Genomic DNA, 25,096 nt, shown 5'->3' with positions numbered 1-25,096 from the left:
TGAAATGAAATGAATTGATTTCTTTTTAAGTGGCAAGAGATTTATGTATATATCAGTTTGTTGTGCCAGATTCAGCCACAATTCGATGAGCATAAATCGGGTCTATCACTCCCCCCCAAAAAAAAGCCCACAAAAACCGTAAAACTCCCGGTCCTTGTGGGCTGTTCCCTATTGCTCCATCTGCTTCGATAAAAAATGTGCCGCGGTTTCTGCCGCTTTTTGTTCAGGTTCCCCGATGAAATGGACTTTCGACAACAAATAGACAGCCCCTATCGTGTCGCCCCCCGCTACAATCGGGGCAATACAATACGATTTGACCTGCTCCACTTGTCCCGGTATCCATTCCACCGCCTTTTCAAGTTTTTCGGTGACGATTTTGCGACCTGCTAGGATTTCCTCGATGTCTGGAGATAGCTGGCGATTTAAATAATCCTTTTTCGATAAACCCGAGACAGCAATCATTTCATCCCTATCACTAATAAGTGTAGGTGTACCGAGTGTTTCGTACAGCGTTTCTGCATACTCCTTCGCGAATTCTCCAAGCTCTGATATCGGAGAATATTTCTTCAAAATCACTTCGCCATCTCGATCGGTGAAAATTTCAAGCGGATCCCCTTCACGAATGCGGAGTGTCCTCCTAATTTCTTTCGGAATGACTATCCTTCCTAGATCGTCGATTCTGCGGACGATTCCCGTTGCTTTCATACCATGATGCCTCACTTTCCACAAAATTGAATAGCAATTGCGCCTTGGCGTAATTCCTGACATCCGCCGGAGGCTTAACTTGAATCAGTAAATGTATTTGTACTGAAAGCAAAGCGTCAGCTACAGAGAATTTGAACTTCTGCTGATTCAAGTTAAATTTTGTTTCAAATGTAGTATGCATCATTTATGGACAAAATATGCAACATGCCCTTTAGACGGAATCGGAAACAACCGTTTCCTTTACAGCCGATTGCAGAAGTCTCATCATTTCTTCCAACACATCAAATGCAGTCTGTTTCCCTGTATGGCGTTCATCGACATTCATGATGAGCTGTCCGCCCTCCATCGTAAAGCCAACAGCACGACCAAATTTCATGGATTCAGATACCAACTTAGCACCATCTGTTGTAGCTGATCCTTCCGGCGATATACGTACCTCAATACGTGTATTCACTTTCTTAATCGATTCCACACCTGCCGTACGTCCCCACGCCTTGATACGTGCAATACGGAGCAGTAAGTCGGCTTCAAGTGGCATGTCGCCGAATCGGTCTGTCATTTCATCCACGAGCTCACTGTAATCTGCTTCGCTATCAATTGCTTTCACTCGTTTATACATTTGAATCTTTTGGAAGCCATCACGAACATACTCATCTGGAATATACGCGTTGATTGGCAATGAAATTTCCATTTCCTGAATATCAGCTTTCACAATGCCTGTCTGCTTCTCTTCAATCGCTTCCTGTAGCATCTGCGAGTACAGATCGAAACCTACTGAGTCAATGAAGCCATGCTGCTGCGATCCTAATAAATTACCCGCTCCACGAATGGACAAATCACGCATCGCAATTTTAAAACCTGAACCGAGTTCAGTAAATTCCTTAATGGCTTGTAAACGGTTTTCGGCTACTTCCGTCAGTACCTTATCACGCTGATAAAGGAAATAGGCATATGCGACACGATTCGAGCGTCCTACGCGTCCACGAAGCTGATACAACTGTGATAAGCCCATGCGGTCCGCATCATGCACAATAAGTGTATTGACATTTGGAATATCGATACCTGTTTCGATAATCGTCGTCGTGACCAATACATCATATTCCCCTTCAAGGAAACTAAGAATAACTGACTCCAGTGCCGACTCACCCATCTGTCCGTGCGCAAAGCCTACCCTTGCTTCTGGGACAAGCTGTCTGATTTCATCCACTTTGCGTGCCATATCCTCCACACGATTGTATAAGTAGAATACTTGCCCACCACGACCCATTTCCCGTTCAATGGCCTCACGGACGAGTCCGAAATTATGCTCCATGACATATGTCTGGACAGGAAAGCGATTTGCTGGAGGTGTTTCAATGACGGATAAGTCACGAACACCTAACATCGACATATGGAGCGTCCGCGGAATCGGCGTTGCCGTCAATGTTAGAACATCCACATTCGTTTTTAACTGCTTTAACTTCTCTTTATGCGTCACACCAAATCTTTGCTCTTCATCCACAATCAATAGACCTAGATCCTGATAGACGACATCTTTTGATAATAGCCGATGTGTACCTACGACAATATCAATCGTTCCAGCTTTCATGCCCTTCAATGTTTCTGTCTGTTGCTTTTTCGAACGGAAACGATTTAACAACGACACTTCTACTGGGAAACCTGAAAAACGCTCTTTCATCGTTTCATAATGCTGTTGGGCAAGTATAGTCGTCGGCACAAGGAATGCTGCCTGTTTACCATCGGCCACCGCTTTAAACGCTGCACGAATAGCCACTTCCGTTTTCCCGTAGCCGACATCTCCACAAAGCAACCGATCCATCGGGCGCTCTTTTTCCATATCCAGCTTCACTTCTTGAATCGACCGTAGCTGGTCATCCGTCTCGTCGTAAGGGAATGCATTTTCAAATGCTCGCTGCAAATCATCGTCTGGCGCAAAGGCATGCCCCTTTTCTGATTCACGTTTGGCATACAAAAGGATCAGATCGTCTGCAATGTCTTGAACAGCCGCTGATACCTTACTTTTCGTTTTCTTCCAGTCCGCGCTACCCATCTTATGCAACTTCGGCTCTTTTTCACCTGACGCTACATATTTTTGGATCAAATCAATCTTATCCGTCGGAACGTATAACTTATCCTCCCCACGGAAATGAATCACAAGGAAGTCTTTGTCTATGCCGCCTTGGCTTAAATTATCAATCCCGATATATTTTCCAATACCATGATTGACGTGGACAATATAGTCGCCAGGCTTGATCTCAGAATAGCTTTTAATACGTTCTGCATTGGTCATCTTTTGCGGGCGAGCCTTGCGCTTAGGCTTCCCTTTGAATAATTCCGAATCTGTTATGACTGCAATTTGCTGAAAAGGCAGCTCAAATCCAGCCGACAAATCACCATCGATGACTAACACAGCCCCTGCGCTCGATGGTTTGCCGGACAAGACGGACGCCATATCATAATCTTGCAAAATCGACTGTACTTTTTTCATGCGTTCCGTGCCATTCACAACAATGAACACATTGAAACGGCCTTGCTGCCAGCGCTCTATCTCATTTTTCAATAAATTCATCTGTCCATGGAACTGTTGCATTGGTTTACACGAAAATGTAACAGTCTTTTTCACCGTAATACCAGGTATTGAACGGACAAATAGCGATAAATACATTTTCTGCTGATTGATCATACTATGTATTTCATCGAATGACCAAGAAATTTTCGCATCATGGACAATCTTTCCTTCTTCCAGAAGCGCAATCATCCATTCCTTTTCCTCTGCTTCCAGTGACGCTACAACTTCCAAAATACGCCCAATTTCATCAAATAAAACTGTGCCGTTACTTGGAAAATAGCTTTCAAAGGAGGAGATCACCGCCGAAAACGATGCATATTTCAACATATTCTCTGGAACTATACCATCCCTTAATAAGCTAATATCGCCCGTCATATGTAACGTTAGCCGCTCTTTCGCTTCCGCATCCTTCATCTTCTTCAAACTCGCGCCAAGTGCTAGTTCTAGCTTATCTGCAACGGTCATCAAATCTTCAGCCGCCCATACAAATTCCGAAGCCGGAAGGATGGTCATCTCTTCAAGCTTGCCGGTGGAGCGCTGATCCTCTGCCAAAAATGTACGGATAGAGTCGACTTCCGTATCGAATAATTCAACCCGAACAGGGTCTTCCATATTCAATGGATATAAATCTAAAATACCTCCACGTAACGCAAACTCGCCTGGAGCTGTTACCATTGGCTGCCTCGTATAGCCCATTGACACTAGTTGATCTAGCCACATTGAGACATTAATCGTATCGCCGATTCTTGCTGACAATGAACTATTCAACCATCGCTCTTTTGTCGGCAATAATTTTTTCATACCTGCAATAGGCGTGATATAAATACCTTTTCCAACCCGTGCCATATGATCGATTGTATCAATACGTTGCGCACGGAGCTCATAGCTAGAAATCGAGAAATCAGCTGCAATTAGCTCCTCTGCCGGGTACAGATGCACAAGAGAATCACCCAGCATTTTGACAAGGTCTTCATATGTACGTTGTGCTTGCAATAAATTTGGGGACACAATAAGAACCGGCTGCTGACTCGATTGCTGGAGCGTTTTGAAAAAGACCGACTTTGCCCCTCCTGATAGCCCAGCGATGAGTTGGCGGTCTTTCCCTAACTCTAACTCTTCAACTAGATTTCGAATCTCTTTTTCTTGTAAAAATAAATCTAACAGCGCTTCCACTCATACACTTCCTTTCTTTTCATCAAATACATCGGTTGAAGTAGGTTTAGTCAGAGAATCAAACAGCGAAGGGTTCGATTCACCTTAATTTCTGATGCGGCGAACTTAGATTACCCTCCATTCTTGACTTAGTGAGGGCCCCCATTGAGTCAAGTTAAACCGAAAAAGCTTTGAACGCTATCAAGCGTCAAAGCATACCTCTATTGAAGCCACTTATGGAGTGTGTAATAGTCTGGAAAACGTTGAAGGGACTGTTGACACTGCTCACATATGCAGCGCACCGTCATATCTCCATCTTTTTCATACGTCAAAAACTGTTCCTCTTGCTCCTCGTCCGCTTTCTGCAGTTGAAAGATTGTCTCCTTCACAGATTCAAACGGGAGTGTACCAATTTCTGTTGCACAATGCCGACATGTATAACGAATCGCCATTATTCTCCGCCCCTTTTTACCTTTAGTATAGGCAAGAGTTGGCTCCGTTATTCGTGACACACTACTATAACTTGGCTCAATGAAGATTAAATCAATTACGCCTTGGCGTAATTGCGAATCGAACTGCGAAGGGTTCGATTTGCCGTATTTCTGTGCTTTTTGCAGAAATTAAGGCACATAATTTAAGATGTCGCGCACTTAGACTGCCTTCTTGAGCTCCCCTAAATATTTGTGACATCCGCCGGAGGCTTAACTAGTTTCAGCAGGAACTTCTGCTGAAACTAGTTAAAGTTGTTCATGACATCAAGAAAAGGTTTAGTAATCCATGCTTCACAAGCAGAAGCACTTTTTTGCACCATTTCCTTAATCAATGGACTTTCTTCTTTGCTAAAAGGTGACAGCACATAATCAGGTACCTTCATGCCAGCTGTTGGACGCCCGACACCTATACGAATTCTATTGAATTGATCTGTACCAAGATGAGCAATGAGTGATTTCATACCATTATGACCACCCGCACTCCCTTTTTGACGCAATCGAATGGTTCCAGGTGCAATATCAAGATCGTCATATAAAACGACAACATCCTCCACATCAACCTCAAAGTAATCCATTAATGGTCGAACACACTCACCTGATAAGTTCATATACGTCAAAGGCTTGACTAGCATCACTTTCCCCTCTGGGCGATGAACGACTGTATACATGCCATTGAATTTCGCCTGCATCGCTGGTGCTGATAGACGGTCACAAAGCTCATCAATGACGTGAAATCCCACGTTATGGCGGGTTTTTTCATATTGCTTACCCGGATTTCCGAGTCCAATGATCATTTTCATAGTTTTCTCTTCCCTCTTACAGTAGATAGTCAAACAGAAAAGAAGCGCACGGTTTGTCCGTGCGCTCGTTTTATATTATGCTTCAGCTTGATCTTCGTCAGTCGCCGTACTCGTTTCCGACACTTCACTTTCAAGTTCATCCATTTCTGCTTGCGTACGTGGAGCAGAAATGAGGACAAGTCCGTAATCATCGTCATTCAAAATCTCATACTGCGACTTATCACGAATATCCGCGATGGTAATTGTTTCACCGATTTGCAGCTGTGAAATGTCGATATCGAAGGTCTCTGGAATTTCCGAAGGCTTCACTTTAACCTTCACTTCACGGTTCGGTTGCTGTAGAATGCCGCCTTCCTTCTCGCCTGGCGAATCACCTAGAAGATTTACAGGGACGTCTACTTCAAGCTCTTCAGTCATATTAATTGCAAGGAAATCGGCATGGTGAATATGACCTTTTAACGCATCAGACTGATAGTCATTTAAGACAACGTTAATTGCCTTTCCATCAACATTCAGTTTAATGACACCATTACGACCGGTTACGCGAAGTGTATTCAATAGGTCCCGCTCTTTTACTGAGATCGTTGTAGCCTCCGTATTGTAGCCATAGACTACCGCAGGAACAATACCGCTCTTTCTTAATTCTGTAAGTGTTGATTGTTTTGCTGTTGTTCTCATTTCTGACTGAATTGTTGTACTCATTTTGTTTAGTCACCTTTCTTTTGAAAAAGTTACTCCACCCTAGAAATACCCAATGACAGACGATTTGAAACATACCACTGCTTTTTTAACAATCTTACAACTTAACCTATCATCCAAATAATGGGCTAACGGACTTTTCTTCGAACACACGAACAATTGCTTCACCCAGAAGTTTAGCAAGTGATAACTCGATGATTTTTGAAGATTTTTTTGATTCTGGAAGCTCAATTGAATTCATAATCACTAATTCTTTAATTTGCGAGTTTTCAATCCGTTCGATTGCTGGTCCTGATAGCACAGGGTGTGTACAACAAGCATACACTTCTTTTGCTCCGCTTTCGATCAAAGCGCTCGCAGCAATTGTAATTGTCCCAGCTGTATCGATAATATCGTCAATCAGAATTGCTGTTTTACCTTCAACATTTCCTACAATATTCATCACTTCAGCAACGTTCGGACGCGGACGACGCTTATCGATGATTGCAATAGGTGCTTTCATACGATCCGCCATCTTACGTGCACGTGTTACCCCGCCATGATCAGGAGATACAATAACAAGTTCGTCACTATTCAAACCTTTTCCTTTGAAGTATTCCGTCATAATTGGTTCACCGACCAAATGATCGATTGGAATATCAAAGAAACCTTGAATTTGTGGCGCATGTAAATCTACTGCAATCACACGGTCTGCCCCAGCTGTTTCAATTAGATTTGCAACGAGTTTAGCTGTAATAGGCTCACGTGGACGTGCTTTTCGATCCTGACGTGCATAACCATAATAAGGCATAACGACATTGATAGCACGTGCAGATGCACGCTTCAATGCGTCAATCATGATTAACAGCTCCATCAAGTTTTCATTGACAGGCTGTGAAGTCGACTGAATGACGAATACATCGCAACCGCGGATACTTTCTTCAATATTAATTTGGACTTCACCGTCACTGAATCGTTTTACGGAACATTGTCCGAGTGGGAGTCCAACTTCATCTGCTACTTGCTTCGCAAGTGTTTGGTTAGAATTCAAAGAAAATATCTTCAGTTTATCGTCTGGATAATGATTAGGCATCGTGGCCCTCCTGGTTAATTGAGATTTAGTTTTTTTACATAGCCTTCTTTATTCTCTTGGCGTGCGCGCCCAATTGCAAGTGAATGTTCTGGAACATTTTTAGTAATGGTTGATCCAGCCGCCACATAGGCGCCCTTTTCAATCGTCACCGGTGCAATTAAATTAGAGTTGCAACCAATAAAAGCATCATCTTCAATTGTTGTAATATGTTTGTTTGTACCATCATAGTTAACCGTTATGGTACCACAACCAACATTGACACGCGAGCCAATTTTCGTATCACCAATATAACTCAAATGGGACACTTTACTTCCTTCTCCTAGTGTCGACTTTTTCACTTCAACGAAATTACCGATTTTCACTTTATCGCCAAGATTTGAATCTGGCCGGATATGTGCGAATGGTCCTACCGTTGTAGTCGAGCCGACCGTACTGGCTAAAACAACCGATGAGTGAACAGTCGTTCCTTCACCAATGACACTATCTACAATCTGGCTATTGGGACCAATGAGACAATTTTCACCAATTACTGTATGGCCTTCAATCATCGTGCCTGGCTGTAAGATTGTATCGCGCCCAATCTCGGCAGCAGCACTAATATACGTGTGATCCGGGCTGATGATCGTTACACCGTTGCGCATATGCTTGTCAGCAATCCGACGGCGCATAACACTTTCCGCTTCTGCTAAAATGACACGATCGTTAATCCCTAACGTTTCGCTAAAGTCATCCGTCATATATGCTGAAACGAGTGCTCCCTCCGCTTGCAAAATGCCAGCAACGTCTGGAAGATAATATTCACCTTGCACATTATCATTTCTCACTTTTTTCAATGTTTCAAATAGCACGCGGTTATCGAAACAATAAGTACCTGTATTGATTTCGACTATTTCCTGCTCTTCCAGCGTTGCATCTTTCTGCTCGACGTTTCGAAGAACTTGCCCGTCGTCCCCTCGGATAATACGTCCGTATCCCGTTGGGTCATCCGCATTGGCCGTCAAAATGGTCGCTTTTGCACCCGTTTCATTATGATGTGCAATAAGTGCCTCCATCGTCTCCGAGCGAATGAGCGGCGTATCCCCGCACACGACTATCGTCGTACCATCTAAATCACCGATGAGCTTCTCCGCCTGCTGAACGGCATGTGCGGTCCCAAGTTGTTGTTCTTGTAGTACGTATTCACTTTTTTCTCCAAGCGTCTCTTCCACTCGTTCTGCGCCATGACCAACAATCGTCACAATTCTATCGATCCCAAGACCACGGATATGATCAATGACATGCTCGACCATTGGTTTTCCGCAAACCGGGTGGAGTACTTTATATAAACTTGACTTCATCCGTGTTCCTTGCCCAGCAGCAAGTACAACGGCATATGTATTCGTCATTCGACTTCCCCCATCAATGAGAAATAAATTCTAAACGACCTTTATTGTTTTTCACTATTGACTATAGCCGAAAGTTCCGTTTTTTTCAACCACATTTACTTGACAATTTGATAACAATCTTTTATTATTTATTATTTCTATTTTCTCGATTTTTTCACACGGACAAAAAAACTGCCTATTGCAGGCAGTCTATACATATTTGAGAGAAGAGAATCACGCGCCTGCTCCTTCGAGTACTACTTCCTCGACAGAAAGATAATATGCCGTGAGCACTGCGTCTTGGATTTTTGTGCGAGCATTTGAATTGATTGGATGTGCTACGTCTCGGAACTCCCCATCAGGTGTCCGTTTACTTGGCATGGCGACAAACAGTCCCTCATTCCCATCAATCACCCGAATATCATGAACAACAAATTCATCGTCAATCGTAATTGATGCGATTGCCTTCATCCTTCCGTCAGTTTCAACCTTTCGTAATCTTACATCTGTTACTTCCATTCCTTTACCACTCCTTTTGTCTTTACAACGCATGACGTCTATATTCCACAAAAGTAAGCGTTTCCCTTCTTTTACTAACACAATTTTTTAAACATTATAAATAACGGAAGGTTCAGACCAGAACTCAAAAAAAGCCCGCTCCATTTTACCGGGCGGGCATAGATCATTAATCTGCTATGGCTATGACTTCGATTTCAACTTTTACGTCTTTCGGCAATCTTGCTACCTCTACCGTCGAACGCGCTGGCGTATGTTCTCCAAAATGCTGTGCATAGATGTCGTTTAAAGCAACAAACTCATTCATATCTTTAATGAAAACAGTTGCTTTTACAACTTTGTCCAATGAAGAACCCGCTTCTGCAAGAACTGCTTTCAAGTTTGCAAATACCTGATGCGTTTGTTCTTCAATTGTTCCTTCGACAAGAAGACCTTCCGGGGTTAACGGAATTTGACCTGAAGTATAAATGAATCCATTCACACTGACTGCTTGTGCATAAGGTCCAATTGCTTTTGGTGCATTTTCTGTCGCTACATAATTCATATCATTTTCCACCTTCCAAAAAGTAGTTACCTTCTTCCAATTCAATCGTTCGGTCCTTCTCATTGACTGCATGAAGCTTCACAAGGGATAAATAATGATCGACGAGCACTTCCTCCGGATGAATAGCCTCCACAAGCACAGCAATCCCCGCAAGCTCACAACCAAACTCCTCTAGCAGGTTCTTCATCCCCACCATAGTACCGCCAGCTTTCATGAAATCATCCGTGATGAGTACCTTCTGTCCACTCTGCATACTTCTCTTCGATAACACCATTGTTTGAATACGTCTTGTTGAACCCGAGACATAATTAATGCTTACTGTTGGTCCCTCTGTCACTTTACTATCACGACGAACGACAACGACTGGAACATTTAGATGACGCGCAATGGCATGTGCAATCGGAATCCCTTTCGTCGCCACAGTCATAATGACATCGATGTCCGTTTCTGCAAACGCCGAAGCGAACACTTTTCCGACCCGGTCCATGATGCGCGGGTTACCGAGAAGGTCTGTCATAAACAAATAACCACCAGGCAATAATCGGTCTGAATGACCGAGTTTCTCCATCAGGAGTGTCATCACTTCACGAACATCTGATTCGGCCGTTTTCGGAATATATTTCACCCCACCAGTTGCCCCTGACATCGTCACTAGTTTTCCTGTTCCTTTTTCTTCAAACGTTTCTTTTACAATCGTCAAGTCTTCACTAATCGAGGACTTCGCCGCGGTATAACGTTCAGAAAAGAAGGTTAGTGGAATGAGTTCATGTGGATATTCCAATAAATATCGGGTCATATCAACAAGACGCTCGCTCCTTTTCCACTTCATGGTACCATCTCCTAAACCCGAATGTTTTAATCGTACATTACCACAATCATACGTGTTTAATCAAGAAAGTTACGCTCCCCAACCATTCTCACCGCATAAACCTCCGGACAAAATCCTTTTAGCCCATTATAAATGCGTGGCACTCGAGATTCGTGTTTAACGAGACCAAAAACAGTCGGACCACTTCCACTCATCAGAACAGCATCTGCTCCAAATTTCCTCATCTGTTCTTTCAGCATCACGACTTGCGGATGAAGATCCATCGTTACTCCTTCAAGGACATTGCCAACAGACTTGCACATCTTATCGTAATCGCCTGCTTCAAGCGCTTCAATCATGCTCGACGTGCGTGGATGATTGACCGCAGAGAGATCCAGATTACCATAAATGTCCGCCGTCGAAACCGAAATAGCCGGTTTTGCAAGTATCACCCAGCAATTGGGAGGTGCAGGTAAGTTTTTGATGATCTCTCCGCGCCCTGTAGCCAGCGCTGTTCCACCGTGGACACAGAAAGATACATCCGAACCAATTTTCGAACCTAATGTAGCGAGCTCGTCCGCTCCTATCCCTAAGTTCCACAGCCTATTCAAACCTCGCAATGTAGCAGCGGCATCCGAGCTACCTCCCGCAAGTCCGGCAGCAACAGGGATACTTTTTTCAAGTGTAATCTCGACTCCCTCTTTAATGCCATATTGTCGTTGTAGCAGTTCAGCTGCTTGATAAGCCAAATTCTTTCTATCATTCGGCACAAACCGTTCAGACGTTTTGATTGTAATCCGTCCACTATCCGTAGGTCGAATCCAAATCCGATCGGCCAAATCTACAGTCGTCATAATCATTTCAACTTCATGAAAACCATCTGGCCGTTTATGTAACACATCTAGTGTTAAATTGATTTTTGCTGGCGCCTTCTCATACAGCATCCGGCTCCCTCCATTCCAGCTTGTCATTATTTCCTATTTTACCATAGGGAGATTTGTTTTGGTTATCAATTATGCCTTGGCATAATTGCGTCCAAATTTTGAAGGGTGTGAATTGGACAGTGTACTAAACCAAATTCACCTCGCTAGCCATAGAAGTGGTCGATTTCTACTGAACGAATATAAAAAAAGAGCTACACGAAACGTCGTATGACGCCACATGCAACTCTTCCTTTGTCAACTTGTAATGGAATACAGGGTCCTTCATAGCTATTTCTGCTTTTGTGCTACTCCTTGTTCGGCCATTTCAATTGCTCGCTTCACCATATTTCCAGCGTCACGTGCCTTAATGCCACCCCAACCTTCTCGCTCTACAACATCGTAAAATCCAAGCTCTTTCGCAATTTCTTCCTTCAAGCGCTCAGACATAATACTACGTTTTTTCGCCATTCGGTTTTCCTCCTTTGAAGCTGACGATTGTAGTATGTGCCATGTAAAAGAAAAAACACCCTTATGATCATTCATTTTCAGAATGTTCATAAGGGTGTCTTACAAAATGAATAAAATCATAAATGCTGTAATTATTTGACGCTAAACTCGGTAGAATCTACGCCGTCAAGAATTGTTATTTCAACCGCTTCGGTTAAAATATCTGCGTAGCTGTAAGATACTCTTTCAAATGCATTTTCGTCCTGGTCAAGTTCAACTACGAATACTGCACGATATGTCTCACGCAATACTCCAGCTCTTTCGATCGTTTTCTTCCGACCACCGTTCGCTCTTAAATGCAAACGTTTCCCTAGATGAGAATCCAATGACTTCTTAATGTCCGCTAATGTTTTTGGCATGTCGCTTACACCTCACTAAGTATAAGCATAACACTTTTAAAAGGTTCTGTCAATTAAAAGTTTTATTTTAACAATTCACCAGTAAGTTTGTCAATCTTTTTTTCTTCATTCCGCAGAAAACCCCTGCGGAATTGATATGTCATTTTTTCTTTGCAACAAAAAAATCCTCATATAAAGCATTTGAGAGAATCGCAAACTCTTCGATAGTCAGTGTTTCTCCACGTCTGCCTGGATCCATATCTATTTTTTCAAATGCGTCTAAAATTTGTTGTTTTTTCTCTTTACCTTTTGGTAATGAAGATTGTAAATTATTTAAGATTGTTTTTCTACGCTGAACAAATGACCCTCTTGATATTTCAAACAGAAAGTCCTCATCCAACACATGGGCCGGGGCTTTATCTTTACGCGTCAGGTGAAGGACAGCAGACTCGACATTTGGTTGTGGCATGAATACTGTCTTAGGCACAATCATCGCTACTTCTGCGTCCATATAATACTGAATGGCAATAGACAGTGAGCCATATGCTTTTGTCCCAGGTAGGGCTGTTATCCGATCCGCGACTTCCTTTTGCATCATGATGACCATGCCTGAGATTGGTACTTTTCCTAAAAGGAATTTCATAATAATAGGTGTCGTCACATAATAGGGCAAGTTCGCTACAACAACGACATCGTCATAATCCGTGAAGTGCTCTTCTACCACTTGGGCCAAGTCTGCCTCCAATATATCCTGATGCACGATCGTCACGTTGTTGTAAGGCGACAATGTATCCTCCAATACCGGCAATAGACGTCCATCAATTTCAAAGGCGACAACCTTGCCTGCACTTCTAGCAATATGCTCAGTCAATGCACCGATACCCGGTCCGATTTCAATCACACCCGTTTTCTCCGTTAACTCTGCATGTGACACGATATTACGCAAAATATTAGGGTCGATTAAGAAATTTTGCCCCAAGCTTTTTTTAAATGAAAAACCGTACTTATCGAGAATCTCTTTCGTCCTGACCGGAGTCGCGATATCTTTTCTCATTCATTTTCCTCCTTGTCGAGAACTTGTAATACTTCTCCCAATTGTTCATGGCTGATGCGAAACATTTCAAGCCGTTTCTTCAAGCCCTTGCCATTGACTTGTCCAATTTGTAGTAGCTCACTTAGCCGTTCGCGTCTTCTTTTAGCAGCAGGATGACCAATTAGCCTTGCCGCCATCAAATCAGCAAGCGGGATGTTGACAACAGGTTGGTCGTCTACCGTATAAACTGCGCTAATTGCACGCCTTATATCCTCATCATGTGCGTGCTCAATACCGAGTCCTTGACCATTCTTAGCAATCGTCAATTCCTTTTTCAAAAAGGCATGCTTGACGCCTGGGACACGCTCTTCAATAATTGCCCGGATGCGTCTCCCTGGAAAGTCAGGGTCAGTAAAAACAATAACCCCACGCGTTTCTAAAGCATGTTGAATACGGACAAGCGTCTTGTCGTCAATAGCAGACCCATTGGTTTCAATCGTGTCAGCACCCGTAGCGCGTTTAACGGCAACTGTATCCGATTTCCCTTCGACAACGATAATCTCTTTTATATTCACAAAAATCCTCTTTCCCATTGCATTCTTTCTTCAATTCTACTCTCTGGTTAGGTCGTTGTACAGAAAGGGATATGATCGATTATATCGAAGGATGCTTTAATCCACGGGAGGCACGTTATACCGTCACTTCAACAGAGACGATGGTATAACGTAAATATCCGTAGGACTAATTGCAGTCCTACGGATATTTATATCAATCGATAACTTTCATCTTCACTTGGCGCCGCCCAAATTTATAGGCCGCATTTTTCGTTGGTACATGAAGATCAATCTTCATGCCCTTAATTGCGCTACCTGTATCCCCAGCAATCGCATAGCCATACCCTTCCACCCATACTTTTGAACCGAGTGGAATAACATTTGGATCGACTGCAATCACTTTCAAGTCCGGATTCGCACGCAGATTAATACCTGTCTTTGTAATGCCTGAACAACCATTACAATACGCTGTATATGCCGTAGCTGTTACATAAAACTCCTGACCACCCGATGGGGCATCGGTATTACTACGAGATATGCCTACACCTGATCGTCCCGTGGATGCACTTGCCAGCATTACCTTCGAGCCAACTGCAACAATTTTCTTTTGTGGCTCCGTAATTACTTTTTCAGCTAACAGCTTACGGGAAACTTCCTTACCATTTTCTTTCACAACTTCGAACTCCCGTGAAACCGTTCCTTTCTTTCCTTCCTGGACTACTTTTTCCCGTCCTTTTAGCAAAGATGAATCGCTACGTGTTTCAACCGCGAAGCCCGCTGGCTCTTCCACTACATCGGTGACCTTTTCCACTCGTACAACCTCGACTACAGAGCCAGGCTTCAGATATCCCTCTGCCTTTCTATTTAGTCGGTCGTCATCATTCAGTTGAATGTTCTCTCTCTTTAAAAAGTCAGCGACCGTAGTCGAAGTAGACCAGACCTTCTTCTCTTCTCCCCCGTCATTCAGCATTACCTCGAACGCTTTGTGGACGGTAATCTCATTATCTGCTTCAAGCTTAGTCGATAAACCGGGATTTACATCGTCATACTCGGTTACGTTAATGCCAGCTAGCGCTAACGCTTCTCCAACCGTACTGCTCGTTGTCCAAATATCCGTATGCTCCTGATCGACCTGTATTGCAACTTGTTTCGACTGTTCCCACCTAATCGATAGACCGTCTTCGATAGATGTATTCACTGAGGGTGTTACTAAATCATGCTCGGCAACTTCAATTTCTTGTTCAGAAAGAAGATGACCTACTGTATGTGCGTGCGTCTTGATTTCAAGTTCTTCACCGTTCACCTGTAAAGTGACCGACTTCTGTGTCCCTTCAAAAAGGACAAGTGTTGTAATAGCAACAAATAGTGTAAGTGATACGACGGTTACGGCTATTTGTTTACTCCTCAATGACTGAAAGAACAGGTTTTCCATGATCCATTTTGACATGAAAAAAACTCCTCCTTTATCACTCGGCTGATTATAAAGGTTACTTTCGTACCTGTCAACCTATCCGAACTCATTTCCTCAAAAAACAAGAAGCCCTCCACATGAAAAGTATGGAAGACTTATTGGTAATTTATTCATTAGATATTAAATAATTTCATGGCGTTAGCAGTTGTTCTTTGCGCGACTTCCTCCACCGACAAATCCTTTAACCGTGCAATTTCCTTAGCTACTAACGTCACCCAAGCTGGTTCATTACGCTTGCCACGATAAGGATGCGGTGCCAAGTAAGGAGCATCCGTTTCAATCAATAAATGATCAAGTGAAATAGCAGCGGCAACTTCTTTTGGCATTCTTGCATTTTTAAACGTCACAGGCCCTCCAAGTGAAATCATGAAATTCATGGAAATACACGCTTGAGCCGTTTCCACACTGCCACCAAAACAGTGCATAATGCCGCCTGTTTTCTCCGCCTCTTCCTCCTTCAAAATACGGACAACATCCGCTGTCGCATCCCGATTATGAATAATGATAGGTAGGTTCACTTTCTGCGCCAGGCGAATTTGTTTTCTAAACAACTCCTGTTGAACATCCTTCGGTGACTTGTCCCAATAATAATCGAGACCTGTCTCACCGATGCCAACGACTTTCGGATGTGCGGCTAGTGATTCAATCCACGCCAAGTCTTCCTCTGTGCAGTCGACAGCATCGACAGGATGCCAACCGACAACTGCGTAAATGAATGCGTGCTGCTCCGCTAGCTCCATCGCTTTCACAATCGTCTTTCTGTCAAATCCAACTACTACCATTTTTTCCACTCCCGCCTCAAGGGCACGTCCGATAACTTCATCTATATCTTCTTCATATTGGTCCGCATTTAAATGGACATGTGTATCGATAAACATAAACTTTTCCGCCTCGCTATCTGCTTATTTTGATTAATTTCACAATAGAGCAATCAACCTTCAAATCCGAACGAAGTTGATTTTCGCTTGAGGCAGATGCTTTCTACAGACACGTCATCAGTCCATTGGATCCGCCGCCCTACGTGCAATCAACGAGTATTAAACCTGACAATTTAAGAACAATGAAATAAATAATCCTATAAATGTTCGTGTCTTTAATTAGAAAAGATAATTATGAATTTGATTCATTTATAAAGAAAAAACGGCGTTTCCATGAGGGACGCCGTTGCTATTTTTGATTACTGTCTAGTTTTCAGGCGCCAGCCCTTCCAATCGCTTCAGCGCTTGTCGAGGCTAAACAGTGCCTTACGCTTTTCTTATTTCACTTGCGCTCCATTTTCCAACTCAGGATCAACGGTTGCTAATTTCAACACGCCATCCGATTTCCCCGCCAAAATCATACCTTGTGATAGTTCTCCGCGTAATTTGACCGGTTTCAAATTGGCTACTACAATCACTTTCTCACCAATCAACGCCTGCGGCTCATAATGCTCGGCAATACCCGACACTACTTGACGCTGCTCATAGCCAAGATCCAATTGTAGCTTCAATAGCTTATCGGCTTTCGGAATTTTCTCGCACGCCGTCACTGTCGCCACACGTAAATCGACCTTCATGAAGTCCTCAAATGTGATTTCATCCACCTCGGCAACTTCCGCTTCGAGCCTTTCCTTTGGCTTATTTTCAGCTGGAGCTGTGATGGCCATTTGATCGCGAATATAAACGATTTCAACATCTGAATCCAAGCGTGGGAAAATCGGTACACCTTTGTCTACCACTTTCGTCCCCGCCGGAATGACATCGAACTGGCCAAGCGTATCCCAAGCAAGCAACGCCTCATCCAAACCAAGCTGTGACATAATCTGTTTCGGCGACTCCGTCATAAATGGCTGCAGGAGCACCGCAATATGACGGAGTGAAATGGCTAGATGCGCCATAACAGACGCCAACTTGCCGTTATCTGCCTCTTCTTTCGCTAAAACCCACGGAGACGTTTCATCAATATATTTGTTCGTCCGTGAAACGAGCGCCCATAATTCAGATAGCACAGTACTAAATTGCATATCTTCCATCGAAGCTTCGTATTTCTCTACTGTTTTGGTGATGAAATCCTTCAAACTGGCATCGTACTCTGTCGCTACAAGCCCTGTTGTTGGAATATTTCCATCGAAATATTTATTAATCATAGAAATTGTTCGGTTTAATAAATTTCCTAAATCATTCGCAAGATCATAATTCGTTCGTTCAATGAAGGATTCTGGTGAAAATACGCCATCCTGCCCAAATGGTAATTCACGAAGAAGGAAATAACGTGTTGCATCCAAACCGTAACGCTCAACAAGCATTTCAGGATAGACGACATTCCCTTTAGACTTCGACATTTTACCATCCTTCATCATAATGAAGCCATGTGCAAATACTTTTTTCGGCAACGGTAAATCCAGTGCCATTAGGAAAATCGGCCAGTAAATGGTATGGAAACGAACAATATCTTTTCCTACAACATGGACGTCAGCCGGCCAGTATTTATTGAACAACGAATCGTCTTTAGACTGATACCCAAGTGCCGTAATATAGTTTGTCAACGCATCGACCCATACATAGATGACATGCTTCGGATCTCCAGGTACTTTAATGCCCCAATCGAATGACATACGGGACACAGACAAGTCTTCAAGACCCGGTTTGATGAAGTTATTGACCATCTCATTTTTACGTGATACCGGTTCGATGAACGTCGGGTTATCCTCGTAAAACTTCAGCAGTCTGTCTGCGTATTTCTTCATATTAAAGAAGTACGATTCTTCCTTCACTTTTTGAACAGCACGTCCACAGTCCGGACAATTGCCATTATCAAGCTGCGCCTCCGTGTAATACGTTTCACAAGGTACGCAATACCAGCCCTCGTACTCCCCTTTGTAAATGTCACCATTGTCGAGAAATATTTTGAATATCTTTTCGACCGTCTCTTTATGTCGCTCCTCAGTCGTCTGAATAAAGTCATCATAAGAAATATCCATGATACCCCATACTTTTTTCGCAACTTCTGCAATACCATTCACATATTTCTGTGGTGGAAGTCCTGCTTCCTCGGCTTTTTCTTGTATTTTTTGACCATGCTCGTCCATTCCCGTTAGAAAGCGTACATCGTATCCGCGAAGTCTTTTGTAGCGGGCCATAGCATCCGAAGCAACGGTTGTATAAGCCGTGCCTATATGGAATTTTCCACTCGGATAATAAATTGGTGTTGTAATATAAAATGTGTTTTTCTGATCTGCCACGAATATTCCTCCAGTGTAATTAAATATACCTTCTATTCTATCGAAAGCATCTCACCGATACAATCAAATTCCTTATTCAACTCTGGTAAACCTGGTCCCATATGCTTTAAAACCACTTTGAAAACTATACTATTATTTATATTATAGTTTTAAGTAAGTTGTATTGACGTTAATTGGAAGTCTTGGTATGATAAAAAGCAGACAAGAGAATTTTGTCGAATTTTGACGAAAAACTATAAATTGGAAGGAGTTCTTATTATGAAATCTACTGGTATTGTAAGAAAAGTTGACGAGCTAGGACGCGTTGTTATTCCAATCGAACTACGCCGTACACTCGGTATCGCTCAGAAAGACGCTTTGGAAATTTATGTGGATGAAGACAAAATCATCTTGAAGAAATATATGCCTAATATGACATGCTCAATTACAGGCGACGTGTCTGACAACAACCTACGTTTAATTGATGGAAAATTGATTTTGAGCCCTGAAGGCGCAAAACAATTGATTCAAGAAATTCAAGAAAACCTTCAAAAGTAATCTTACTATAACAATATCCAGGACGATTCTTCGTTCTGGATATTGTTATACACAAAAGAGGTAACATCACTCATTTTCTACATGGTATTCCTTATAAACTTCGCGTCTGCTCATACCCCGTTCATTAGCTACTTCTCGGATGGCATCCTTCGATCGAAGTTCTTTTCTCTCCATTACTTCAATCACATGGTGACGCACATCTATAGCACTCCACCAGACATCCTGCTGCTCTTCAACAATACCGTCACTACCCTCAATAACAATACAAAACTCTCCACGTATCTCACTTGATTCTACCCATAAGACAGCTTCTTCAAGCGTGCCACGCAGAAACTCCTCAAAGCGCTTCGTCAATTCCCTTGCTAACGTTACACGACGTGTTTTGCCAAAGCTACCTTCAAGCGCACGCAGAGTCTCTTTCAGTCTATGAGGGGCCTCATACAAAATAACAGTCTCTTCTCGTCGTTTTAAAGCCTCCAACTGGCTTGTCCGTTCTTTTTTCTGTCGGGATATAAAACCAACAAATAAAAAAGGTTGCGGGACTAATCCAGATGCGACTAATGCACTGATTGCTGCATTGGCTCCTGGTACAGGTACAACATCGTAGCCGGCAGTAATTGCCTTGGCTGCAATATCTGCTCCTGGATCTGAAATACACGGCATTCCCGCGTCACTGACAAGCGCGATGGACTTCCCCTCCGCGAGCATCGTTAAAATTTTTTCCCCGCCAACCTCTATATTATGTTCGTGGTAGCTCAAGAGCGGTGTCTTAATCTCAAAATGATTACACAGTCTAATTGTATTACGCGTATCTTCAGCAGCAATCGTATCCACCTCTTTCAAAATACGAATCGCGCGAAACGTCATATCCTCTAAATTCCCAATCGGTGTTCCGACGAGAAATAATTTGCCACCGCCTAGTTCAGCACTCTTTTGTGACTTCATCCGACATCCGCCCCTTTACAATGTATCGCTCTTTTGCTTCCCTTTTTAATTGTTTAAATTGATATTCTGCCTGCATCGCTTCACGTTTTGTTTCAAAACGCTCATGGTAAATACAGCGAACAGGTCTTTTTGCACGCGTATATTTTGCGCCTTTCCCTTCATTATGTACACGGACACGCCTCTCCAGGTCATTGGTATAACCGGCATAATAGGAGCCATCTTTACATTCCAGCACATAGAAGAGGTGATTAGCCTTGTTGTCCATACAGAAGCACCCTCACTTCATCCGTATATTCACCATCAGCACCATATACATAGAGCGGGGGCAATACTTTCAAATCTGGCTTCCCATCCTTAATCCCTTCGATAAGCAATGTATTCGCTTCTTTTCCTTCCTTCGGATAGACAAAGCGAATTCGCTTCGGCTCCAGTCGATTTGCACGCATTGCAGTAATAATATCCAGTAAACGCCCAGGCCGATGAACAAACGCAGCTTTCCCACCTTGTTTTAACAAAGCACTCGCCGATTGGATTGCTTGCTCAAGCGTTAAATGGATTTCATGTCTTGCAATCGTCACATGCTCCGACAAATTCTTTTCACTCGCCTCATGTGCTGGGAAGTAAGGTGGATTGCATGTCACCGTATCGTATGTTTCATAACCGATTTTTGCAGCGATACCAACGACATCATCATTGACGATACGAATCCTATTTTCCAAACCATTATAATGAACGCTTCTTTCTGCCATATTTGCAAGTCTCTCCTGCAACTCAACCGCAGTAATATCGGCATTCGTCCGAGCACTCAAAAATAACGGTATTGCACCATTCCCTGCACATAGGTCCACAATTTTCCCCGAACGGATCGGCACATACGCAAACCTTGCCAATAATACCGCATCCAATGAAAATGAAAAGACAGACGGACTTTGGATAATACGTAAGTCTTCCGCCAACAAAAAGTCAAGACGCTCATCATCTCGTAAAATTTCCTCCATATTCTACACTCCTCATAAAATCCGCAGACCAACAGGATGTCGGTCATACAACTGTTGCCTTCCTATTTGTCTGAATTCAGATAAAAAAGCCGATGCCTACATTGCAATAGGATCGGCTCATTTCACACATTTTGTTTATTTAAAAAAGATAGACAAAACAAACAGTCCTCCCCTTTTCTGCTTCCTCCATAATGGACGTTGCAGACGTGGAACCCTTCGTTATAAAGGCGCGCTAAATTGTCGACGCCTTCTCCAATGTCTACTGTACTCGATTTTTTACTGTGTTGATTTTTATCCACAACTTGTGTTTGCCCATCTATTTCTTCCAGCCGCTCTCGCAAATGATGGTTTTCAAGTTGAAGTGAATGATTCTCTTCCGTCATTTGTGCGACAAATCCAATCAATTCATGAAATTGCTTATGCATGGAGCCGAGTTGTTGTTCAAATTCCATCACTCTGTCCAGAAAGTTCCTTTCTTTCAACTATCTCACCTCATCATTTCGTCAATTGAGCCACATTATTTTGTTGCCCCATTAATTCTTCCAACGTATACTCCAATACATGATCCTGGTCCGCCAGGCTTACTTGAAGCAAACGTTCAAGAAGGTTAAGGCCGACCACCCTACCAGGTCCATCCGGTGTTTTAACATGTGTTCCAATATCAGGCATTAGTGCTTTCGCTTCTTCATACTCATCATTTTCATACTTCAGACAGCACATGAGACGACCGCAAAGCCCGGATATCTTCGATGGGTTGAGTGATAAGTTCTGATCCTTCGCCATTTTAATAGAAACCGGCTCAAAGTCACCCAAAAATGTCGAACAGCAAAGCATCCGACCACATGGGCCAATTCCACCAAGCATCTTCGCCTCATCGCGTACACCTATTTGACGAAGCTCGATACGCGTTCGGAAAATTGCCGCTAAGTCTTTCACAAGATTTCGGAAGTCAACACGACCTTCTGCTGTAAAATAGAAAACAATCTTATTACGATCGAATGTATATTCAACATCAACAAGCTTCATTTCCAATTTATGTTCATGGATCTTGTCGACACCTGTTGTGAAAGCTCTTTCTGCCTCTAGACGATTCTCTTCTACCTTTTCAAGATCTTCCGTCTGTGCTGGACGAATGATTCTTTTGAGTGGTAGTACAACATCATGTTCTTCTACTTCCCTCACACGACCCGCAACTTTACCGTATTCAATCCCGCGGACAGTCTCAACGATGACATAATCTCCTTCATTGAGTATAAATTCAACTGGATCGAAATAATATATTTTACCCGCTTTTTTAAAACGGACTCCTACAACTTTATACAACAAGTAACCCCTCCTGCATGCTGAGCACCAATTGTTCCATTAAAAGCGTGCGATTCATATTGCCGTGCAACTGCTTTTTCGCTTGCAAAATTGCCTCCATATTAGCAGACAATCGACTATATGTCATCTTCATCGAAAGACTCCTGAAAAATTCTTGCTGATCCGGAAATGCCGGCGTTGACTGCAAGCCCGCTTTAGATGCCACCACATCTCGATAAGCATATAGTAACAAATCAAGACCGCGTTCAGCTTCTTCCTTCTCTTTAAATAAAGGAGACCATTCCGATTGGATAAATAACAAAGCTTCATGGACATGTCGATCTGATGCTTCAACCAATTTTAACACTGTCTTTCGCATGTGTGCAAATTGATCGTCACCGGCAAGCCGAAATGCTTCATCCGGACTGGCCGTCACCATCGTCACTGTTGCCGCCATTGACGAAGTAATCCCTTGTTCAACAAGCCCTTTTATCATCACTTCTCTCGATGGTGGAAGAAAAGAAATTCGCTGACAACGCGATTGAATTGTCGGCAAAATGGATTGATAAGCGTCTGTTAACAAAATCGCCGTTACATCCCCCTCAGGTTCCTCTAGAAACTTCAGAAGCGTATTCGCCGCTGCAACATTCATGCGATCAGCCTTTGAGATAATATAAATCTTCCTACCTGATTCATACCCTTTTTTCGTCATATTATAGATCAGTGTAGACATTTGCTCTTTTTTTATATCTTGTCCATCTGGTTGAATCATGGTGACGTTAGGGTGATTACGGGATGTGACACGTCGACAGGAATGGCATGTTTCACATGGAACAAAGTTTTCAGGTTGACTGCATAGAAGAAGTTGAGCAAAAAAAAGGGCCGCCAATTCTTTTCCTGTGCCAGATTCACCATCAAATAGATACGCATGTCCAATTCGTCCATTTTTATAAGAAGAGCTTAATCGTTCCGTGACAATTTTCTGCTCTTCAAAAAGTCGCTGATTCATTTCCTCTGACACACCCCTTATTTTGAAAAAAGCCCGTGTTTCTTATATGACAGAAAACACGGGTTCACATGTATAGATTAATGAGAAGACCTTTAATCTCGCCAATTTTAGCTAATAAATCGACAGATGTCTTCTCTTCATTCAACAAGTCTTCTGCTAATTCAATCAACCGTTCGTCTATCGTCTCGACAAGTTTCAAACGACGCCCCTCACCAAAACGATTCCACGAATGAGACTGCTTCAACCCCATTCCCGACTCAACAGCTTCCTTGAGAAAACGTCGGACAAGCATTTTAAACTTAGCCATATCTCGTAAATTACGCGAGCGCGCAATTCGATCGCCAGCTGATGAAATATCGCCAAGCAACCTAGTGATTTGCTCACCATGAAGGCGCTGCTCTTGTTTGACAACCATTTGACCAAACCTTGCTCCGCCTTGTGGTGTTTGCAAGGGGTCCTTTCTCATCTTATCAAGACCGGCACGGTAATCACCATTGACCTTCATTTCGCTTCACCTCGGTTCATCAAAAATGATGAAAATGTTCAATTGGTAGAACGAATACCGTTGCCCCACCAACTTCAACTTCAACCGGATAAGGAATGTATGAATCGGCATTACCACCCATTGGAGAAACAGGCGCTACCATTTGATCTCGTGAACGGCAATTTTCCCGGATAAGTTCAAGTGCCTTTGGAATAAGGCTATCATCGGTACCAATAAGAAACGTTGTATTTCCCGACCTTAGAAATCCTCCCGTACTGGCTAATTTGGTTGCTCGGAAATCGTTTTTAGTCAACGCCGCAGACAACCGGTTACTATCCTGATCCTGTACAACTGCCACAATTAATTTCACGGTAATCTCCCCTTTTTTTCCGCTTTCCACTATTATATCATGAATTGGCTGATTACATGAGTCGCGCGCATATAATTTCCCAAACGTTTTCCGTTACTTCCATTTCAGAAAGAGAAGCATCCGTCTGAACAATCCGATTCGGATAACGGCGAATGATTTCTTGATATCCTTCATAAACCTTACGGTGAAAATCAAGACTCTCCTTATCTAACCGATTTTGTTCACGTTCATCATTTTTCGAAATACGTGCCAATCCTATTTCTGGGTCAATATCAAAGAAAACAGTCAAATCAGGCATTGTATTGCCAATTGCAAACTCATTTATAGACAATACCTCGTCAATGCCAAGCCCTCTCCCATGCCCCTGATAGGCTAGCGAACTATCTACAAAACGGTCACACAACACAATCGAACCGCCATGGAGTGCAGGCATCACCTTTTCTGCAAGATGCTGCCTTCTTGCGGCTGCGTAAAGCAGTGCTTCTGTCTTTGCATCCATTTCTTGATGGTGATTATCCAAAATGATATCACGAATTTTCTCCGCTATACGTATACCACCCGGTTCACGCGTGAGTAGTACATCACGCCCCTCAACCTTTAAGCGATTATACAACTCTGCAATAACCGTCGTCTTACCTGCCCCTTCAGGCCCTTCAAATGTTATAAAAACACCTTTCTGTACCAT

General features: G+C 42.9%; 28 protein-coding genes. 1 reads left to right on the top strand and 27 read right to left on the bottom strand.

What is annotated here, in order from left to right:
- Positions 1–168 precede the first annotated feature (168 nt).
- The 18 genes from spoVT to metG all read right to left on the bottom strand — a co-directional run bounded on the left by spoVT (position 169) and on the right by metG (position 18,766).
- Positions 169–705 (bottom strand): stage V sporulation protein T, encoded by a 537-nt coding sequence (gene spoVT, locus MKZ10_RS02815; protein ID WP_203248963.1) that lies wholly within the window; start codon positions 703–705, stop codon positions 169–171.
- A gap of 211 nt (positions 706–916) precedes the next feature.
- Positions 917–4,447, bottom strand: coding sequence for a transcription-repair coupling factor (gene mfd / locus MKZ10_RS02810; RefSeq protein ID WP_342507688.1), 3,531 nt, complete (start codon positions 4,445–4,447; stop codon positions 917–919).
- A 200-nt stretch (positions 4,448–4,647) separates the two neighbouring features.
- Positions 4,648–4,878, bottom strand: a complete 231-nt coding sequence (locus MKZ10_RS02805; protein ID WP_342507686.1) for an anti-sigma-F factor Fin — start codon at positions 4,876–4,878, stop codon at positions 4,648–4,650.
- A gap of 281 nt (positions 4,879–5,159) precedes the next feature.
- Positions 5,160–5,717, bottom strand: a complete 558-nt coding sequence (gene pth, locus MKZ10_RS02800) for an aminoacyl-tRNA hydrolase (RefSeq protein WP_342507684.1) — start codon at positions 5,715–5,717, stop codon at positions 5,160–5,162.
- A 75-nt stretch (positions 5,718–5,792) separates the two neighbouring features.
- Complete coding sequence (locus MKZ10_RS02795; protein WP_342507681.1) at positions 5,793–6,419, bottom strand: 50S ribosomal protein L25/general stress protein Ctc; 627 nt, start codon at positions 6,417–6,419, stop codon at positions 5,793–5,795.
- A gap of 109 nt (positions 6,420–6,528) precedes the next feature.
- A complete protein-coding gene (locus tag MKZ10_RS02790; RefSeq protein ID WP_342507680.1) occupies positions 6,529–7,488 on the bottom strand; it encodes a ribose-phosphate diphosphokinase in 960 nt (319 codons plus the stop codon).
- Positions 7,489–7,502: 14 nt separating this feature from the next.
- Complete coding sequence (glmU, locus tag MKZ10_RS02785; RefSeq protein ID WP_342507678.1) at positions 7,503–8,873, bottom strand: bifunctional UDP-N-acetylglucosamine diphosphorylase/glucosamine-1-phosphate N-acetyltransferase GlmU; 1,371 nt, start codon at positions 8,871–8,873, stop codon at positions 7,503–7,505.
- A 213-nt stretch (positions 8,874–9,086) separates the two neighbouring features.
- Positions 9,087–9,371, bottom strand: a complete 285-nt coding sequence (gene spoVG / locus MKZ10_RS02780) for a septation regulator SpoVG (protein WP_342507676.1) — start codon at positions 9,369–9,371, stop codon at positions 9,087–9,089.
- Between the two features lie 166 nt (positions 9,372–9,537).
- Positions 9,538–9,912, bottom strand: a complete 375-nt coding sequence (locus MKZ10_RS02775) for a RidA family protein (RefSeq protein ID WP_342507674.1) — start codon at positions 9,910–9,912, stop codon at positions 9,538–9,540.
- A gap of 1 nt (position 9,913) precedes the next feature.
- The gene (gene purR, locus MKZ10_RS02770) at positions 9,914–10,741 is read right to left on the bottom strand and encodes a pur operon repressor (RefSeq protein ID WP_342507672.1); all 828 of its coding nucleotides are present in this window, start codon (positions 10,739–10,741) and stop codon (positions 9,914–9,916) included.
- Between the two features lie 56 nt (positions 10,742–10,797).
- Positions 10,798–11,664: a 4-(cytidine 5'-diphospho)-2-C-methyl-D-erythritol kinase gene (ispE, locus tag MKZ10_RS02765; protein WP_342507670.1), complete on the bottom strand. Its 867-nt coding sequence runs from the start codon at positions 11,662–11,664 to the stop codon at positions 10,798–10,800.
- Between the two features lie 267 nt (positions 11,665–11,931).
- Positions 11,932–12,111, bottom strand: a complete 180-nt coding sequence (locus tag MKZ10_RS02760; protein WP_203248952.1) for a small, acid-soluble spore protein, alpha/beta type — start codon at positions 12,109–12,111, stop codon at positions 11,932–11,934.
- A 131-nt stretch (positions 12,112–12,242) separates the two neighbouring features.
- Entirely contained in the window at positions 12,243–12,509 is a 267-nt protein-coding gene (locus tag MKZ10_RS02755) for a Veg family protein (protein WP_342507668.1), read from the bottom strand.
- Positions 12,510–12,648: 139 nt separating this feature from the next.
- Positions 12,649–13,542: a 16S rRNA (adenine(1518)-N(6)/adenine(1519)-N(6))-dimethyltransferase RsmA gene (rsmA, locus tag MKZ10_RS02750; RefSeq protein WP_342507666.1), complete on the bottom strand. Its 894-nt coding sequence runs from the start codon at positions 13,540–13,542 to the stop codon at positions 12,649–12,651.
- The gene (rnmV, locus tag MKZ10_RS02745) at positions 13,539–14,096 is read right to left on the bottom strand and encodes a ribonuclease M5 (protein ID WP_342507664.1); all 558 of its coding nucleotides are present in this window, start codon (positions 14,094–14,096) and stop codon (positions 13,539–13,541) included. The genes rsmA and rnmV overlap by 4 nt, the downstream gene beginning before the upstream one ends.
- 193 nt (positions 14,097–14,289) lie before the next feature.
- The gene (locus MKZ10_RS02740; RefSeq protein WP_342507662.1) at positions 14,290–15,522 is read right to left on the bottom strand and encodes a ubiquitin-like domain-containing protein; all 1,233 of its coding nucleotides are present in this window, start codon (positions 15,520–15,522) and stop codon (positions 14,290–14,292) included.
- Between the two features lie 137 nt (positions 15,523–15,659).
- Positions 15,660–16,424 carry a TatD family hydrolase gene (locus MKZ10_RS02735; protein ID WP_342507660.1) on the bottom strand — a complete coding sequence of 255 codons (765 nt, stop codon included), beginning with the start codon at positions 16,422–16,424 and terminating at the stop codon, positions 15,660–15,662.
- A 377-nt stretch (positions 16,425–16,801) separates the two neighbouring features.
- Positions 16,802–18,766: a methionine--tRNA ligase gene (gene metG / locus MKZ10_RS02730; RefSeq protein ID WP_342507659.1), complete on the bottom strand. Its 1,965-nt coding sequence runs from the start codon at positions 18,764–18,766 to the stop codon at positions 16,802–16,804.
- A 258-nt stretch (positions 18,767–19,024) separates the two neighbouring features.
- On the opposite strand from metG, the gene MKZ10_RS02725 reads away from it, so the two are divergent.
- Positions 19,025–19,303 (top strand): AbrB/MazE/SpoVT family DNA-binding domain-containing protein, encoded by a 279-nt coding sequence (locus tag MKZ10_RS02725; protein WP_340739850.1) that lies wholly within the window; start codon positions 19,025–19,027, stop codon positions 19,301–19,303.
- Positions 19,304–19,369: 66 nt separating this feature from the next.
- Here MKZ10_RS02725 and rsmI read toward each other — a convergent pair whose 3' ends face one another.
- The 9 genes from rsmI to tmk all read right to left on the bottom strand — a co-directional run bounded on the left by rsmI (position 19,370) and on the right by tmk (position 25,096).
- Positions 19,370–20,248, bottom strand: coding sequence for a 16S rRNA (cytidine(1402)-2'-O)-methyltransferase (gene rsmI, locus MKZ10_RS02720; RefSeq protein WP_342507655.1), 879 nt, complete (start codon positions 20,246–20,248; stop codon positions 19,370–19,372).
- Positions 20,226–20,513, bottom strand: coding sequence for a GIY-YIG nuclease family protein (locus MKZ10_RS02715; protein ID WP_342507653.1), 288 nt, complete (start codon positions 20,511–20,513; stop codon positions 20,226–20,228). The genes rsmI and MKZ10_RS02715 overlap by 23 nt, the downstream gene beginning before the upstream one ends.
- Entirely contained in the window at positions 20,497–21,246 is a 750-nt protein-coding gene (locus tag MKZ10_RS02710) for a tRNA1(Val) (adenine(37)-N6)-methyltransferase (protein WP_342507651.1), read from the bottom strand. The genes MKZ10_RS02715 and MKZ10_RS02710 overlap by 17 nt, the downstream gene beginning before the upstream one ends.
- Positions 21,247–21,368: 122 nt before the next feature.
- Positions 21,369–21,728, bottom strand: a complete 360-nt coding sequence (gene yabA, locus MKZ10_RS02705; protein WP_342507649.1) for a DNA replication initiation control protein YabA — start codon at positions 21,726–21,728, stop codon at positions 21,369–21,371.
- Between the two features lie 13 nt (positions 21,729–21,741).
- Positions 21,742–22,569: a stage 0 sporulation family protein gene (locus tag MKZ10_RS02700; protein ID WP_342507647.1), complete on the bottom strand. Its 828-nt coding sequence runs from the start codon at positions 22,567–22,569 to the stop codon at positions 21,742–21,744.
- On the bottom strand, positions 22,562–23,557 hold the full coding sequence (gene holB, locus MKZ10_RS02695; RefSeq protein WP_342507645.1) for a DNA polymerase III subunit delta': 996 nt from the start codon (positions 23,555–23,557) through the stop codon (positions 22,562–22,564). The genes MKZ10_RS02700 and holB overlap by 8 nt, the downstream gene beginning before the upstream one ends.
- A gap of 64 nt (positions 23,558–23,621) precedes the next feature.
- Positions 23,622–24,062 carry a YaaR family protein gene (locus tag MKZ10_RS02690; protein ID WP_203248938.1) on the bottom strand — a complete coding sequence of 147 codons (441 nt, stop codon included), beginning with the start codon at positions 24,060–24,062 and terminating at the stop codon, positions 23,622–23,624.
- Between the two features lie 19 nt (positions 24,063–24,081).
- Positions 24,082–24,411: a cyclic-di-AMP receptor gene (locus tag MKZ10_RS02685; protein ID WP_203248937.1), complete on the bottom strand. Its 330-nt coding sequence runs from the start codon at positions 24,409–24,411 to the stop codon at positions 24,082–24,084.
- 52 nt (positions 24,412–24,463) lie between these two features.
- Positions 24,464–25,096, bottom strand: a complete 633-nt coding sequence (gene tmk / locus MKZ10_RS02680; RefSeq protein WP_342507641.1) for a dTMP kinase — start codon at positions 25,094–25,096, stop codon at positions 24,464–24,466.

It is taken from the genome of Sporosarcina sp. FSL K6-2383 (assembly GCF_038618305.1).
Classification (GTDB): Bacteria; Bacillota; Bacilli; order Bacillales_A; family Planococcaceae; genus Sporosarcina.
Note: the sequence above shows the minus strand (reverse complement) of the source record. Positions and strands in the feature narration are given on the sequence as shown.